The organism is Bacillus sp. AFS053548, assembly GCF_002575105.1.
Lineage (GTDB): Bacteria > Bacillota > Bacilli > Bacillales > Bacillaceae_G > Gottfriedia.
Window position 1 is genome coordinate 14,305 of record NZ_NUHI01000025.1, and the last position, 15,234, is coordinate 29,538.

17 protein-coding genes are annotated in these 15,234 nt (G+C 30.6%); 3 read left to right on the forward strand and 14 right to left on the reverse strand.

Annotated features, from left to right (window positions below):
• Positions 1-8 precede the first annotated feature (8 nt).
• The 6 genes from CN946_RS12865 to CN946_RS12890 all read right to left on the reverse strand — a co-directional run bounded on the left by CN946_RS12865 (position 9) and on the right by CN946_RS12890 (position 5,914).
• Positions 9-482 carry a GNAT family N-acetyltransferase gene (locus CN946_RS12865; protein WP_098861477.1) on the reverse strand — a complete coding sequence of 158 codons (474 nt, stop codon included), beginning with the start codon at positions 480-482 and terminating at the stop codon, positions 9-11.
• A 126-nt stretch (positions 483-608) separates the two neighbouring features.
• Positions 609-899 (reverse strand): hypothetical protein, encoded by a 291-nt coding sequence (locus CN946_RS12870; protein ID WP_098861478.1) that lies wholly within the window; start codon positions 897-899, stop codon positions 609-611.
• Between the two features lie 275 nt (positions 900-1,174).
• The gene (locus CN946_RS12875; RefSeq protein ID WP_098861479.1) at positions 1,175-2,383 is read right to left on the reverse strand and encodes a CapA family protein; all 1,209 of its coding nucleotides are present in this window, start codon (positions 2,381-2,383) and stop codon (positions 1,175-1,177) included.
• 261 nt (positions 2,384-2,644) lie between these two features.
• Positions 2,645-3,682: a hypothetical protein gene (locus CN946_RS12880; protein WP_098861480.1), complete on the reverse strand. Its 1,038-nt coding sequence runs from the start codon at positions 3,680-3,682 to the stop codon at positions 2,645-2,647.
• Positions 3,683-3,770: 88 nt separating this feature from the next.
• Positions 3,771-5,228, reverse strand: a complete 1,458-nt coding sequence (locus CN946_RS12885; RefSeq protein ID WP_098861481.1) for a sensor histidine kinase — start codon at positions 5,226-5,228, stop codon at positions 3,771-3,773.
• Positions 5,225-5,914, reverse strand: coding sequence for a response regulator transcription factor (locus tag CN946_RS12890; protein ID WP_098861482.1), 690 nt, complete (start codon positions 5,912-5,914; stop codon positions 5,225-5,227). The genes CN946_RS12885 and CN946_RS12890 overlap by 4 nt, the downstream gene beginning before the upstream one ends.
• A gap of 459 nt (positions 5,915-6,373) precedes the next feature.
• On the opposite strand from CN946_RS12890, the gene CN946_RS12895 reads away from it, so the two are divergent.
• Positions 6,374-6,706, forward strand: coding sequence for a hypothetical protein (locus tag CN946_RS12895; RefSeq protein WP_098861483.1), 333 nt, complete (start codon positions 6,374-6,376; stop codon positions 6,704-6,706).
• Positions 6,707-6,757: 51 nt separating this feature from the next.
• On the opposite strand, the gene CN946_RS12900 is transcribed toward CN946_RS12895, so the two are convergent.
• A complete protein-coding gene (locus CN946_RS12900) occupies positions 6,758-7,603 on the reverse strand; it encodes a class I SAM-dependent methyltransferase (RefSeq protein WP_098861484.1) in 846 nt (281 codons plus the stop codon).
• A gap of 68 nt (positions 7,604-7,671) precedes the next feature.
• Complete coding sequence (locus tag CN946_RS12905; RefSeq protein WP_098861485.1) at positions 7,672-8,391, reverse strand: toast rack family protein; 720 nt, start codon at positions 8,389-8,391, stop codon at positions 7,672-7,674.
• A 289-nt stretch (positions 8,392-8,680) separates the two neighbouring features.
• Between CN946_RS12905 and CN946_RS12910 the strand changes: the two genes are divergently transcribed.
• Positions 8,681-10,123, forward strand: a complete 1,443-nt coding sequence (locus tag CN946_RS12910) for a flavin monoamine oxidase family protein (protein WP_098861486.1) — start codon at positions 8,681-8,683, stop codon at positions 10,121-10,123.
• Between the two features lie 172 nt (positions 10,124-10,295).
• Here CN946_RS12910 and CN946_RS12915 read toward each other — a convergent pair whose 3' ends face one another.
• The 4 genes from CN946_RS12915 to CN946_RS12930 all read right to left on the reverse strand — a co-directional run bounded on the left by CN946_RS12915 (position 10,296) and on the right by CN946_RS12930 (position 12,969).
• Positions 10,296-10,799, reverse strand: a complete 504-nt coding sequence (locus tag CN946_RS12915; RefSeq protein ID WP_098861487.1) for a GNAT family N-acetyltransferase — start codon at positions 10,797-10,799, stop codon at positions 10,296-10,298.
• 23 nt (positions 10,800-10,822) lie between these two features.
• A complete protein-coding gene (locus tag CN946_RS12920; RefSeq protein WP_098861488.1) occupies positions 10,823-11,392 on the reverse strand; it encodes a nucleotidyltransferase domain-containing protein in 570 nt (189 codons plus the stop codon).
• Between the two features lie 61 nt (positions 11,393-11,453).
• Positions 11,454-11,717 (reverse strand): hypothetical protein, encoded by a 264-nt coding sequence (locus CN946_RS12925; RefSeq protein ID WP_098861489.1) that lies wholly within the window; start codon positions 11,715-11,717, stop codon positions 11,454-11,456.
• Position 11,718: 1 nt separating this feature from the next.
• Positions 11,719-12,969, reverse strand: coding sequence for a helix-turn-helix domain-containing protein (locus tag CN946_RS12930; RefSeq protein WP_098861490.1), 1,251 nt, complete (start codon positions 12,967-12,969; stop codon positions 11,719-11,721).
• A gap of 452 nt (positions 12,970-13,421) precedes the next feature.
• On the opposite strand from CN946_RS12930, the gene CN946_RS12935 reads away from it, so the two are divergent.
• Entirely contained in the window at positions 13,422-13,919 is a 498-nt protein-coding gene (locus tag CN946_RS12935) for a hypothetical protein (protein WP_098861491.1), read from the forward strand.
• A 236-nt stretch (positions 13,920-14,155) separates the two neighbouring features.
• On the opposite strand, the gene CN946_RS12940 is transcribed toward CN946_RS12935, so the two are convergent.
• Both CN946_RS12940 and CN946_RS12945 read right to left on the reverse strand, forming a co-directional pair.
• Entirely contained in the window at positions 14,156-14,617 is a 462-nt protein-coding gene (locus tag CN946_RS12940; protein WP_098861492.1) for a hypothetical protein, read from the reverse strand.
• A 59-nt stretch (positions 14,618-14,676) separates the two neighbouring features.
• Complete coding sequence (locus tag CN946_RS12945; protein ID WP_098861493.1) at positions 14,677-14,964, reverse strand: hypothetical protein; 288 nt, start codon at positions 14,962-14,964, stop codon at positions 14,677-14,679.
• Positions 14,965-15,234 lie beyond the last annotated feature (270 nt).

Genomic DNA, 15,234 nt, shown 5'->3' on the forward strand with positions numbered 1-15,234 from the left:
GGGGATATTTAGTTTCCACTAATCATTGTTATAAATTCAGCACGCTCAGTACAAAACTCCTTTTCCTCTTTAAATCCAAAATTTTCATAAAGCCGAATCGCTCTTTTATTAAACTTAGCAACTGTTAATCTGAATGTAAAAAGATTAGTCGTTTCATGAATTTCCCCAAGAATAAATTTGAAAAATTCACTCCCAAATCCTTTCCCCGTTAAATCTGGTCTAACTCCCAATCCGATATCAACCATCCTTTTTTCATAAACACCAAACTCGTTCCCTTTTGGTATTTGAGCTGACTGACCAATACAATAAAAGCCAATTAAGTTCTCATCTTGGTCAATAACTGCTGAATATTGATTATTTACTAGTTCATCTAGTCCTTCTTTGCTTAATTCATTATTATAAAAATCGTAAGGTGGGGCATAACTCCAATTAAGAATTTCAGTAGCGTAGGACTCTGTCATTTTACTAATGTATAATTTCATGATTTCTCCTTATTTACTACTTGTTAAGGCTGCAAAAATAAAAAGCATTACTCATTTAAAATAGAGTAATGCTTGATTTAAATTAAGGTCTATCTAAATTAAACAACCTGATCGAGCATAATAAATTTACGAAACTACTCTATTTCTAACAAAAAAGAATACTCCGATATTAATTAATAAAATTCCAAAAAATGCTGCTAATAATAACTGAACACCTAAAATTACACTTGCGTTATCACTAGCGTTAAGGATCCACCAAATACTCGCAATGCCTAAGATGAATAGGTTAATATTAAATGCAATCGACATTGTAGCTAATACATTGTGTGTTTTATTTTGCATTTTAACTTCTACCCACACAGATAAAATCAAGGATACGAAAATAATACTAAGGAATTCAATAAACTGTAGATTCATTTCTTATTCCTCCTAAATTTTATTTGGCAATCAACTTACTATTAGGTTATTCTTTTGATTCGTTATAAAAGAAGAAATTCCTTCCAAAAAATAGCATTATCAGTTTAAATAAGGACTTTTACCTATAACTTTTGGTATAAAATCCATCGAACTTAAATAAAAAGGAACTTGTTCAAAAATTGTCAAAATTTTCTTCACTAAATTAAATAAATTATGTTTTGATATATTTCAACACTCAATAAAAAAGCAATCTTTTCACAAAGATTGCCTTCTTTTTATTTTTCATATTGAGTCCAACTAGATCCATGAATCTTATTTGAAACATCAATTATTTTTTTCTTAACTCTTTGTTCTTCAGAGCCTTTTAAAAATAAGGGTTGGTAATTGTTTCGGCTAGATACTGAAGAAATTGAAAATGGTACAACTTTTATTTCTTTTTGATTTGTGAGTATTCCATTATTTAGATGAAAAGTTTGTTGGAAAACAAATGTATCTTTATCTTTTGGATTTTTATTTCCTCCGAACATAAAATTCCCTAAACTATATACGATAAATTTCCCTTTATACTCTTCGATTCCTTGAACAACATGTGGGTGATGGCCAACTATTAAATCCGCTCCATGGTCAATTGCATAATGAGCTAAATTCTTTTGAGTACTATTCGGTACATAATCTCGCTCGATTCCCCAATGGAAATGGATTAGAATAATTTTCACACCACTTTTTCTTAAATTTTGTATATCATTATTAATTTTAATCCTTAATTCAGGTGAATCATTCCAGCCTTCATAACCTAGTGCAGCAACTTTAACACCTTTAATCGTTGTTACATATTGGTCGTTATAGCCAAAATAGCCTATTTTTTCTTTTTTCAAATTATTAATCGTATCTTCAAAACCTTTTTGCATATAATCATGACTATGGTTATTAGCTAAATTGACCGCTTCAATACCACTTAAAGTTAATATTTTGGCATAAGAAGGATTCCCTTTAAAGCGAAATGTTTTAGTTGCTCTTATTTTTGCATTTGTTAACGTCGTTTCTAAATTAACAGTAGATAAATCATCTTGTTTAAAAATATTATTTAGCCCTTTCGTAAAATAAGCTAATCCATTTTTATTTGCTTCTGCTGGAAAAGAATTAATATATTGAAAATCCTCATCTGATCCAAGTGTAAAATCGCCAGCTGCACTAATTTTTATAGTCGTTTCTATGTTTTCTGGTTTTTTTGTCGTATTGTTATTTTCTGGCTTTTGAACTGGTGGCTTTATAGCTGGCTTTTTAATCGATTTTGGTTTTTCTACTACTTTATTTTTAGCTTTATTTTTAGTGTCACTTTTTACTAAATTGCTTTCTTCATAAACTTTCTTATAAACAAAATAACTAAATCCTGATATACAGCCAAATAGAACTAATATCATAATCCAAATAAATATTTTTTTACTATTTCTTTTTTCAGTATTTTTATCCTTCCGACTCCTCATATGTATTTATATCTCCTTTTTATATCTTTGCTAGAAATATATTTTCCATTATTAGTTAAATAAAAAAATTCTATTTCTTTTTAGTACGGATACCTGAACCTCCCCTACTACATTTAGACAAAGATTTAACATATAATCGCTCAAAATATTGATAAAGAAAACTAGTCGACTGACGAGCCTAAGCTTTTATACTTTCTTAAAGTGAAAAAAGAGAAAGTGAGCCTTTCTCTCACTTTCTAATAGAAGAAACTATTTCGTTTCTTAATTTTTCAACGTTAATACATATGCCACAAATTCATTTAGATTATCTTTTAACATCACTTTTGAAACCAATATTTTTTTACCGGATGGACTCCAAGTAATTGGCCCAGCAATCTCGTCTAAATCAGTCGATAATTGTGTTATCTTTCTAGATTTGACATCAATCACGAATAATCCTCTTTCTCCCTTATCTTCCGAAATGACGGAAAAAGCTAATGTTTTGGAGTTTGGCGACCAGCCTGCACCGAAAATTTGAGTTCCAGTAGCTAAAGATACGGTTTTTCTTCCAGTTTCATCGGTAATAAACAACTCTCTTTTCGTTGCTGCAATTTTTCTAACAATAGCGAATTGCTTTTGATTTGGAGATGGAATAACCCATTCAACTTTTTGTTCGTTGTATTTTTTTCTTATTAAATTAACTTTATCAGAGTTAGCATCAATCTTTTTTACTTGTCCATTTAGATCAGCCGAATACATTTGCTGAAATATTGTTGAATAAATGATTGTATGATTGTCGATCCAACGTCCTTCTGTCGCAAATGCATAAATGGTATCTGGCTCTGACACTTTAACCTTCCCAGTTCCTTCAGAATTTATAATAAAACCTGTACCAGAATTTCCATCCTCTGTTTGTTTATAGAAAATATGCTTTTTATCAGGTGAAATTACGGCACCTACTTGATCATGCTCCTCACTTGCTAATACTTTTGATTTGTTTGTGTTTAGATCATAAGAGAATAAATTAATGTGATAAGTATAATCACCATTATCTGTCATTACTGATTTTGGTAATTTCGTATTTTTTTGCTCAGTTAAAATTGTATGATCATCCAACCAATCCGTCCCACGAATACCCTCAAATCGATCTATTTTCTCAAGGGCTAACTCGTTTGTTACAACCTCTTCATTTCCTGTTAACACGGTAATTTTTTTATGCTTTTTTTCAATTACTATATCGTCATTTTGACTTTGACATCCAGATATTAATAGTATTGTACTAACTAGAAAAAATACTTTAATTATGTACTTTTTAAACATCACATCACCTTCCTACATTCGTACAAATTTTATGATACGTTTAGAATGTTTCTATTTTTAACATTTCATGTTTCCAATTTGTAAACTTTTACTTCGCTAACGGAAATGTAATGATGAAATTTGATCCGCTACCTTCACTCGATTCAACATGAATCGTACCATTTTGCTTTTCAATTAAATCCTTTGTTAAAGCAAGCCCTAAACCCGATCCTCCAGATTGACGAGAACGATCTTTATTTACTGTAAAAAATGGTTCAAATATTTTATCCACTAATTCCGATGAAATACCAATACCCGTATCTGATATATTAATAACTAAACAATTATTTTCAATCCTATTCGAAACATTTATCTCACCATTTGTTTTATTATATTTAATGGCGTTATCTAATAAGTTCATAATGATTAATGTAAAGCTTTCTTTATCAATAAGAATCGTTGCATGTTCAAAATTTGTACGAATAAATAAACCAAACTTAGTCATTTTCCCTTTCATTCTTAAGCAGATATCTTCTAAAAGGGAATATACATCGACTTTTTCTTTTACAATTTCAAAATCATATTTCTCAAGTTCTGCAAGCTTTAATATTTTTTCGACCATATCGTAAAGACGAAGTGATTCTTTCCCTATATTACTAATTGCTTCTTCTAATAATTTTGGATCATCCGAATACATGTCTAATAAATCAATATAAGCCCTAATTACAGTCAGTGGGGTTTTAAACTCATGTGTAATCGAGCCAATAAACTGCTTTTGTTGTTTTTCTAAAACTTTAAGCTTTTCAACAGCTAATTGCAGATTTTCCTTTTCTTGTTGAATGCCTTTTATATTTTTTTGAATTTCATTACTCATGTAGAAAATTGCTTGGCTTAAATAACCCAATTCATCTTTTCGACTTAAAATAGAACGGTCTGGATAGTTTCCTAATTGAATTTCCTCCGTTACTTTTCTAAGTTTTAAAATACTCATAACAAGTGAATTAAAAAAGAAATATCCTATAATAAAACTAAGAATAGTAGTTACTAAACCTATTTTAATAAACAGTTTAATTGTATTATCATAAAACTTCTGATTATTAATTAATGAATAATCGAACTGAACAACCCCAATTTGATTATTAGCATTATAAATTGGTGCAAAATAAGATAATGTTTCACCGCTCTCCTGATATGCAATTTTACCTTTTAACGCATAACTTAAGGTATCTCCTACATCTCTTGTAGATTCTAAAGGAAGAGAATCTCCTACAACTTTTCCAGACATATTAAAAATTGTGACATGAAGACTACTAATAATCCCAATCTGCCTAGCAATTTCCCGACCATATCGTTTGAAAAAATCTTGAGGATTTTCTGATGTTTGACTTAAATAAACTTGCTTTACATATACATTTGCTAATTTACTTTGCCTAGCAAGTGTTTCTTCAGTTTGTTTTTGCTGGTTTTGTTTGATACCTTGTAAGACTAATATACTTAATACAATGACAGTTCCGATTAATAGCATGGCTAAAAATAAGCTCGACTTAACTTTAATACTCAGTTTCATTTATTTTCACTAGATATCTTATATCCGACTCCAAAAACAGTTTGAATCAAATGTTGATAGGAATTACCTAGCTTTTTACGTAAACGTTGTATATGAATATCGACAGTTCTCGTTCCACCGATATACTCCATTCCCCACACTAAATCTAATAATTCATCTCTGCTAAAAATTCGATCCATATTGGAAATTAATAAAACAAGAAGGTCGAATTCTTTAGGGGTTAATTCTATATTTGTTCCATCAACTGTCACTTTTCTCTGAGCAGGGATTACTTGTAGCTTGTTAATTGAAATGCTCTTTTTTTCATCAGGTGTTGATTGTTTTTTTAATCTTCGAAGTAAAGATCTAGTTCTAGCAAGTAATTCCCTAATATCAAACGGTTTCGTTATATAATCGTCGGCTCCAAACTCTAACCCTAAAACTCGATCAATAATATCATCCTTAGCTGTAAGTAAAATAATGCCAAGTCCTTCTTTATTTCCTATTTGTTTACATAGGTCCAAACCGTTCATTACAGGCATCATAATATCCGATATTAAAATATCTGGATTAAAATCTGGAATCTTATCTAATGCTTCTTTTCCATTAAATGCGTTTTCTACGATAAATCCTTCTCTACGAAATGCGTAAGTTAATGGATCTACAATACTTTTTTCATCATCTACAATTAATACTTTTCCTTGCAATTGTCTCACCTAAATTCATAATTTATGTTTTTATTTTTATTTACTTAAACTTTATTTTTTGGCTTATTAATATTTTCCTTAGGAAAAATTATAGATGGCTCGGTACTGAATTACTAAACGTTTTTACTATAAATGCAAAAAATTTACAACTTGGAAACATCTTGTTCTTTTTTTAATTATTTGTTCTTATCATTAATTAGTTTGGACAATATTCTAGTGCTTTATCTGACAGCATACATTTAGTAATGAGTACATTTGGGAGGGAGGTAGGAACTAAAGCAAATAACTAAATTCCGTAAAAAACTACTAAAATTTTATAACTAGAAAGGAGGTAACGTTGCCTAATTGTTTGCTACCAAACCATAAATTCATGATAGTAGCTTCGTCAAAATTGGATATGTAGAACAGTGAAGCAAACATGAATTTATAGATTTTATAGATTAATGGCAACGGGATTCCATGGAAAGTTACCATATTCGAAATATGCAAGATAAATGTAAAAAATATAAACTCTGCCATGTAGTGTTTCAAACTTCTGAAAGAGCTTTATTAGAAGGGATTTTATTAGATAACAATTCGAGTAGCGCGGACTTACTCGTCTCAGAGGACCTCGCCTCACCTGAATCACGTTATTTTGAAGTAAGACAAAATGACGGCGAAACTTTTAGCCCTAGGTACCGAGTGTATAAAAAGGTCACTGTACCACTTTCTTCAGTTGCAGCAATCTATTTGTATCCGTATTACTACCCAAGTTATCCATATATTTATCAAAGAAATTATCATCCGCAATAGTAAAAAAAGCATCTAGAATATAGATGCTTTTTCATTTTAGATTTTGAATTTTTATTCCGCTACAAATGCAAATATCGATAAAGGTTTGATTTCATTAGAAGTAATAGACTCTTCTAGCATTTTTGCTTCTGATCGAATCAGTCCATTTAATTTACTAGGCATATTCTCAATATTATTGAGTTCAATATCGATATCCCCTAAAGTCTTATTAACTTCCCATCTAGCATCCTGTAACTGTGGAGAGAATATAGATGTTTCATTCATTATGTTCCATCCTGAAGCTTCACAAATATTTTTAATATCATTTGGAGTAAAAAGGGTGCGAATGTTTGATTCACTATTTTGTTTTAATGACTCATACTGAGCTTGAATTAAAATAGATAGTAAATGCGGGTACTGCTCAATTGAGCTAATTCTTGTATCCCATTCAGCAAAGCATAGTTTTTTGCCCCATTTTTTAATCTTTTTTAAGACATCAATAAATTCTTCATGTGATTTTAAGTACCACGAACAGTGAGACATAACAATATAATCAAACTCATTTTCATGGAAATCAACAGTTGGTGATAATATGTCAATTTCAAAATCCATCTTTAATTGTTTACCTAATTGCGATTGTAATAGGAAGTCTGCTGAATCTCCTAATGAAATTGGACTTCCATATGTTCGTGGGCCAATATCAATTCCATGAACCAATCCATTTTCCCCGACAATATATGCTAAAACGGCAGTCGTATCTCCTTGACCACAGCCTATTTCTAATACTTTACTACCCTTTTCTATATTCCAAAACTCAACTAATTTAAAACGATGTTCTGTTTGAATTTTTTGTATATCAGACATCCCCTTACCTGATGCCATACAATCAATAACTGATTCAACTGCATTTTTTAGCATTGAATTCCTCCTTAGAGATAAAAGTTTTAATGAATCTATTTTTCTATTACTTTTAAATTGAATTTATATTAATCTAATTTAAAGTTTACCTCTCCTACACCCAAATCCACATTTATTGTTAATTTAACATCAGCGTTTTCGTACGCTTCATTAACATAAACACCATTTCCTTTTGAAATTAAATCGACTACATTTGCCTTGCCAATCCCCTTACTTAAATTTATCTTTACCCCCACATCAGAAGGTAACACGATGGTCGTTTTTCCAACCCCTGTTTCAATATTTGCTTCGAAGCTTTTATTCCAGCTTCCACCTAAATTAACATTAAGCTCCCCGACTCCAGCCTCGATTTCTAATTCATTTAAATTCAGTCCACGTAAATCAAGATTTGTTTTTGATGCGCCAGTATTAACATCTAAATCTATCGGAAGTTTATTCGAAAGCTTCAAATTCCATTCATTCTTTAATTTACCAATTTTCACTTTTGGAAAATGCTTTTTAGATTGGTCAATTCTTACTTCTCCTGTGGAATCTTTAAGCTTATATGATACATCTGGATTAAAAAATTTATTGTTATATTCGATCGTTCCTTCTACCCAATTTTTTATACCTTTTGAAACGTTCATTACTCCGGCACCTAAATCTAAACTAACATCCAATTTTTTAGCTTGGTCTTTATGAATAGAAATAGTTTCTTCTTTTACCTTTTCATTGTTAAAAATTGAACAACTAGCAAGAACGAATACCGAGGTAATCATTAATAAAGCAGACATAATAACTTTTTTCATTTTTTAACCTCCAATTAAAAACTTCTTATAATCACATTTTATGGAAATTAAAAAATCTAGATAACATCCTGCAGTATCAATCCGTCTACGACCAAAGTATGAAAGTAATTAAAGTACGAGATATCCATTAATAATTATTAGATTTTTTGACAGCATTCTCCTTTAATTGTTTATAAAAAGATTAATAATTCCAACCGAAACTAGTCATTCCTTCAAATTCAAAACAATTACATACGTTTTCTTGAATGCGAATAAAATGTAATGAAGGAATTGTAAAGGAGGAGAATATATGACAAGTTCTCCACTAACAACTGATCAAATGATTTCAATTATACAAAACGGCCTTAAAAAAACTGAATCCTCAAAAAAAGTAGTTATTGTAGGCGCTGGAATGGCTGGTTTGACCGCAGCTTCATTATTAAAAAATGCAGGACACCATGTCACCATTATCGAGGCAAATGATCGAATTGGAGGTCGTGCATATACTTTGCGTGCCCCGTTTAGTGATGGGCTATATTTAAATGCTGGTCCATTACGAATCCCAAATGTCCATCATTTAACTTTAGAGTATATTAGAAAGTTCAATTTGCCAGTAAATGAATTTATTAATGAAACCCCAAACGATATCATTTATGCAAATGGAATAAAAACGAATCAAATTAACTATAAAAGCAATCCCGACATTTTAAATTATCCAGTAGCACCAAACGAAAAAGGAAAAACTTCAGATGTATTATTGGATCATGCATTGCAGCCATTTATCAATTTTATTAATCAAAATCCATTAACTAATTGGGAGATAGTCGAAAAAAGGTATGGTAATATTTCATTTGGTTCTTTTTTAAATTCGTACTTTTCAGTTGGTGCTGTTGATATGATTGGGGTGCTCCTTGATTTTGAAGCATTTATGGGAATGTCCTTTTTAGAAGTATTAAGGGAACAGGTCGCTTTTAAATCAGCAACGAAATTTTATGAAATAACAGGAGGAATGGATCTATTACCAAAAGCGTTTCTTCCTCAATTAAAGGATAATATACTATTAAATCAAAAGCTGACTAAAATTATTCAAAATGGTAATTCCCTAACGATCCAAACAACTGACAATAAAACCGCAAATCAATACATTATGAACGCAGATCTTGCCATCATAGCTATACCATTTTCACTTTTAAGATTTGTGGAAATTGAGCCATTTCATTCGATTTCTTATTACAAGCGAAAAGCAATTCGCGAAATAAACTACATGTCTGCAACAAAAATTGGAATTGAGTTTAAAAGTAGATTTTGGGAGAAATATGGTCAATTCGGTGGTATGTCTACAACCGATTTGCCTACTAGACTTTCACTCTATCCCAGTACTGGGATTGGCACCACTGGTCGAGCAGTAGTGAAGGCAAGCTATACGTGGGCAGATGAGGCTCTAACATTGAGTGCCTTAACCGAAGAAGAACGCATTCACTATGCTTTACGGGACTTGTCTAAGATTTGGGGGAACCAAGTTTATACTGAATTTGTAACAGGAACGTCCTTTAACTGGAGTCAAAATCCATTTTCTGTTGGTGCCTTTACATTTTTTGAACCGGGGCAAGAAGAAGAACTGAATTCTTATATTTCTTCTCCTGAAGGTAGATTGCACTTTGCAGGTGAACATACTTCCCGATCCCATGCTTGGATTCAAGGTGCTATTGAGTCTGGTATACGGGCTGCTAATGAAGTTAATAGCATATACTAAACTACTTAAAAGTAAGAAAGACCGGGTAATCACTGCCCGGTCCGATTTTAATCTAACAAATATTTTTCATTTTTACTTTCACTCATCTAATGGTAGTTTATATCAAACGTTTTGTTTAAGGTCTGTTCAATTTGCCCAAACGAAACCTGATTTTTTTAATTACTAACTATTATTATTGAATCGGACCACCTGGCCTAAATCGACACATCATAATTTCATCAACAAATCGGCCATTAGCTTTTATATTCCCTCTTTTAACACCTTCAACTTTAAACCCAAACTTTTCATATAACGCTTGTGCCTTAGGATTTGTCTCCAATACTCCTAGCTCTACTCTCTCTAACATTAACCAATGATCTGCCAAATCTAATACTTTCGTCAGCAAAGCTTTTCCAATTCCTTTATTATGATGATTTCCATCAGTTGCGATAAATAAATCTCCTACATTAGACCTGCGACCTGTTCTTTGCACTAAACCAACTATCCCTACTACATCTCCATTACATTCTGCTACAAATTCAAATTCGTTTGCTTGTAAGTTTCTAATTCTATTTTCCATCATGTCTACTCGCATACTAGGTAGAAATATCATATATGGAAAAACATTTTCTTGGGTGCATATACGATGAAGTGCCTTAGCATCATTTATTTCTACTGGTCTAATCAATACTTCCATCTATGTTCACTCCTACAACATTTTTATTTTAATTCTTCAAGCCATTCATGATTAGATTGATGTATCAAGATTGCTTCACGTAACCATACTTTCTGTGAAAGGTTCAAATAATCTTTCACGTTTTTAAAGTCTTGATGATCCTTTTCTCTTGTATTTCTAACCTTATATAAAAGCACTATTTCTGGATTCAAGTAAGGAATCCCTTCATTTGTAACACGATAAAATGAGTCAAGCTTACAAGTAATCGATTCATCTCTTCTAAACTTCCAATCATTTAACTCGATTTCATTTAATAAAACTTCTAATTCATCTTTTGTCTTATCATTTTTGCTATGTATTTCATGAATAGGTAGTTCTAAATATTCATTCTCCCAAGTTGATACTTTCCCTTTATTGACTTTATTAAACGTCCAGCTATGTAAATATTCTTTAAGATATAGTTGATCCTTACGCGCAATGGCGATTTCAATATCATGGTGATTTCTCGTTTGTTTTTCTAAGAAAAGGTCAATTGCCCATCCACCAGCTATATACCATCCTTTATTAAAATCCTTCATTTGTTTATAAACTTTATTACATTGTTCAAAAGACATAGCTTTCCTACCTCCTAATTAAAAAAGTACCACACAAAATGTATGATACTTATTAATGGATTTATTTAGTTCTAATAAATAATAATTTTTCTACCTTAGGATGAATTGGCTCATCTGCATAAGAACGATTTGATCGATCATATGGTTGAAACCCTTCATCTGTAGGCTCACTTTGATCAATATCATCCGAATAAAGTTGTGTTCCTGAATCATCTGAAACAATTGAGGTCTCCGAACCATCAGAAACTATAGTAGGACCGTAATTAATAGATAATACAGTGAACAAACACAATATTGTTATAATGTTGAATAGTCTTTTCGTCATGTTATTTCCTACTTTCGATAATTTTTAATAGAGTGCTATTGTATTCTTTATATAACATGTTTTGTTTTTCTAACGATTCGTGTTTTTCATAGTAATCTGTAACAACATCATAGTATTTGATTAATTTTTCATGATCATTGGTTTGTACCCATAATGGCAAGCCCACTTCACGTAAATATGGAACTAAATTTGCTTCGTCCTTTTTTGCCTCTAGTAATAAAACCTTCATTCGAATATAGGATGCACTATTTCTATCCTTTATTTTGGAGAGATTCTTACATAACAACTTTGTAGCCGTCTCGTAATCATTTATGATCATCATATTATTCGCTATATTTGAAATGACTAAAAAGTATTCTTCAGTACCCTCCTGTATGTTAGATAAATAGTCTTGATAATACTTTATTGCTTTTTTATGTTGATTAGAATGATAGTATAAATAGCCTAAATTATGTAAAGCACTCATATGTATTGTTTTATCACTTAATATGACAGAAGAATCTAGTATTTCAATTAGAAATTGCTCGGCTCGATCTAAAAACTTGCTCTTAATTAATTGAAGTGAAAGTAACATTTTTGCATCAAGAATTCGTTTAATATTATTATTTTGTAGAAAAATAGGAATTGCTTTATTACAAAAATACATAGATAAAGAAGTCTGATTAATAAAGCTATATACTAAAGCTCTATAGAAGCAATATTCCTGGAAATCGATCTCGAGGTTTGGCGTAATTTCTTGTACTTCATCCATTACTAGAAGAGAGTCATTATATCTTTTTTCTTTTATGTAATATATTGATAGTGTAAACAAATATTTTATCGTTTCATATTGGGAAAATTTCTTCTTTTTTGCCTCAAGTTGTTTCCATTTTTTCTTTGCCATTTTAAGATCTTCAATAAAAATATAATATCTCCAAATTGTAATACAAAAATCATTTGATATATTAGTATAATTTATACTTTCCTCTTTACCAATCAATTCTTCAAACAGCGTTTTACTAGAATCATAGTCAGCTCGTTCGATTGAATTCCATAATCGTTTAAGTTGACCAGTCACTTCATCTATACTATCATTTTCATCTATTTCAACTCGCATCTTTTTTAAAAGCAATTCAATCGTTTCTATACCAGCCTCTTTTGTACCGTTTTCAATTTTACTTAAATGCGAAACAGAGCATATTCCTTCACATAATTTCTCCTGGGTCCATCCTAATTTTTTTCGATGATGAAAGATCATCATGCCATAATCCATAATAAAATCTCCTGTTCGCCTTTATTTAAAATAGATATTTATATGACTAGAAACTATTAATTTCTTATATTAATATTTTTAATTTTCTCTTAATAATTAAATTTTATTAGATTTTCCGACACATTAATATACATTTTCGATTTTTTTCAGACAAATTATATTCAAAAAATTTTCCCAATACAAAAAAGTCAAACAGAATGGTATGATTTTAGTACAAGCAATTAAACGATACTAACGGCTAATAACTTCATTAGTATTTTTTAAATGCACCCCCATTTAATAACCAGTTTTAAAGCAAGATGTAATCATTACATCTTGCGATTTTTTTGATTAAAGCTATTTTTATTTCTATAAATAATTTAAATATAGTTTTTAGTTTTCAAGCCACCAAGTAATTTAATAAATTTAAGCTAGTAATCTTCCAAATTAATTTATACTCGTAGAGGTCCCATATGACAAAAAAACCACTCACTTTATATTTGGTAATTATTGGAATAACCTTCATTATTATATTAACATTAAAACTATCTATTGAAAAAGAAAAACAGAAGAGATTAGACGATGAAGCGTCTACTGAATTAATAATTGAACAAAATGTTCAAAATTCTGTAAGAAACTACATTACAGCTTTAAAGTGGAAAGATGTTGAGATTTATAACTCTGTTGTAGTAGATTCATTAAAAATCAGCAATCACTCTTACTACTTTACTAAGATAATGTCTAACGTAATTGATGCAAAATTCATCGGTGATAATCTATCTGTCATTCATTTAAATAAGAAAGATCATAAAACTACGGTACATATAAAATACGAAATAACATTTGTTGACGGGATAAAGCCTGAAGGAAATTATAAAAACGGTAGAAATATATGTAATGTAACACTTGATCTTGTTAAAATAAAAAATAAATGGGTCATTTCAAGTATTTATGATTTAAAAGTTATTTAAATAAAAATATGTTCTCAATAAAGACCGTGATAAATGAAGAAAGTCCACTAGGTGATAATTTCCCTTGTGGTTTTTTTATGTATTTAATCTTTTTCCCTGTCTTTATCTATGCATTTTCTCCAAAAAATTTATACAAAAAAGGAGGTCTCAAAAGTACGCTGACTTTGAGATCTCCTTTTTAAGTCATCTGTAGTTTCTTCCCAAATCAATTAGCCTAGTTGCTAAAACAAAACTGATTAAATTGTATCTAAATCTTTCAGCAACATATCTTTACTTTCTTCAAACTTTACATCTTTTACATATTCATACGCTTTGGTTTTAGCAGCTAAGCTCTCAGGAGGCTGATTTAGTTTTGCATACGCTCTTGATAAAGCCTCATATGCATATGCAATGTAAAATGGCTCTACCTCTGCTTCTAAACTAATTTTGACACATTTTTCTGCATAATCTAAAGCCGCTTCTCCTTGCCCTATAACAGCATACACACGTGATAATTGCCAATATCCAATCGATATGTTTCTTGGTGTATGGCTCTCTACTTTTGTCCAATGCCAAAAAGAGCTATGACATAAATGAACCATTTCTTCTGTTTCACTTTGAGATCTATTTCCTAATTCAAGTAGATCCCACACTTTATTAAAACATGAAGCAGCAAGCTCCCTATGAGTGAAGCTATTTTGTTTAATCGTCTCTTCCATAATTTACTCCTCCATAAATAAAATCAAGAATATGTATTACCTCAAATCTAGGTATAATTTTATTCACATACCGAGTTTGAGTCAGCATCACAGCTAACTTTAGTTTCAAAGCCTGTTGAGCTATTTTTAATTTGAATAACTGCATTTCTTCGTTGTTCTTCTAACTTCAATCCTTTTTCCCCAACGGATTGTTCATAATAATTTATTTCTTGTTCTTGTCGCTCATCAGCATTAGCATTAAAGCTCATTAAAATACCTACTGGAGTTGCTAAAACTAACAAAAATACACCAATTCTAAGAGCCGCGTACTTAAATGTTTTGTACCCGTTTTTTAATAATTTATCCATATGTATAGATCTCCTCAAATTGAATATAATATCCGAAATTCTTTAGCAAATCTTGACTAACAATACTATTCTCTGTTCTATTCATATTTTCCTGTTTTCCACTTATGGATCATAAAATTCTATGGGTAATCCTGACCAAATGCTTATTTCAAAAGAACAAAAAACGCGTCCATACAGATGAAAATTAATTCATCTATTTGAACGCGTTTATCTTAATTCATTATCTTTATTGTTGCTAATCTGCTATTCACCTAAATCTACATTGTGGTA

Bases quoted from the DNA above. Each gene is read 5' to 3' on its own strand.
- CN946_RS12865 (WP_098861477.1), bottom strand. From the start codon at position 482: ATGAAATTATACATTAGTAAAATGACAGAGTCCTACGCTACTGAAATT.
- CN946_RS12870 (WP_098861478.1), bottom strand. From the start codon at position 899: ATGAATCTACAGTTTATTGAATTCCTTAGTATTATTTTCGTATCCTTG.
- CN946_RS12875 (WP_098861479.1), bottom strand. From the start codon at position 2,383: ATGAGGAGTCGGAAGGATAAAAATACTGAAAAAAGAAATAGTAAAAAA.
- CN946_RS12880 (WP_098861480.1), bottom strand. From the start codon at position 3,682: ATGTTTAAAAAGTACATAATTAAAGTATTTTTTCTAGTTAGTACAATA.
- CN946_RS12885 (WP_098861481.1), bottom strand. From the start codon at position 5,228: ATGAAACTGAGTATTAAAGTTAAGTCGAGCTTATTTTTAGCCATGCTA.
- CN946_RS12895 (WP_098861483.1), top strand. From the start codon at position 6,374: ATGGAAAGTTACCATATTCGAAATATGCAAGATAAATGTAAAAAATAT.
- CN946_RS12900 (WP_098861484.1), bottom strand. From the start codon at position 7,603: ATGCTAAAAAATGCAGTTGAATCAGTTATTGATTGTATGGCATCAGGT.
- CN946_RS12905 (WP_098861485.1), bottom strand. From the start codon at position 8,391: ATGAAAAAAGTTATTATGTCTGCTTTATTAATGATTACCTCGGTATTC.
- CN946_RS12910 (WP_098861486.1), top strand. From the start codon at position 8,681: ATGACAAGTTCTCCACTAACAACTGATCAAATGATTTCAATTATACAA.
- CN946_RS12915 (WP_098861487.1), bottom strand. From the start codon at position 10,799: ATGGAAGTATTGATTAGACCAGTAGAAATAAATGATGCTAAGGCACTT.
- CN946_RS12920 (WP_098861488.1), bottom strand. From the start codon at position 11,392: ATGTCTTTTGAACAATGTAATAAAGTTTATAAACAAATGAAGGATTTT.
- CN946_RS12925 (WP_098861489.1), bottom strand. From the start codon at position 11,717: ATGACGAAAAGACTATTCAACATTATAACAATATTGTGTTTGTTCACT.
- CN946_RS12930 (WP_098861490.1), bottom strand. From the start codon at position 12,969: ATGGATTATGGCATGATGATCTTTCATCATCGAAAAAAATTAGGATGG.
- CN946_RS12935 (WP_098861491.1), top strand. From the start codon at position 13,422: ATGACAAAAAAACCACTCACTTTATATTTGGTAATTATTGGAATAACC.
- CN946_RS12940 (WP_098861492.1), bottom strand. From the start codon at position 14,617: ATGGAAGAGACGATTAAACAAAATAGCTTCACTCATAGGGAGCTTGCT.
- CN946_RS12945 (WP_098861493.1), bottom strand. From the start codon at position 14,964: ATGGATAAATTATTAAAAAACGGGTACAAAACATTTAAGTACGCGGCT.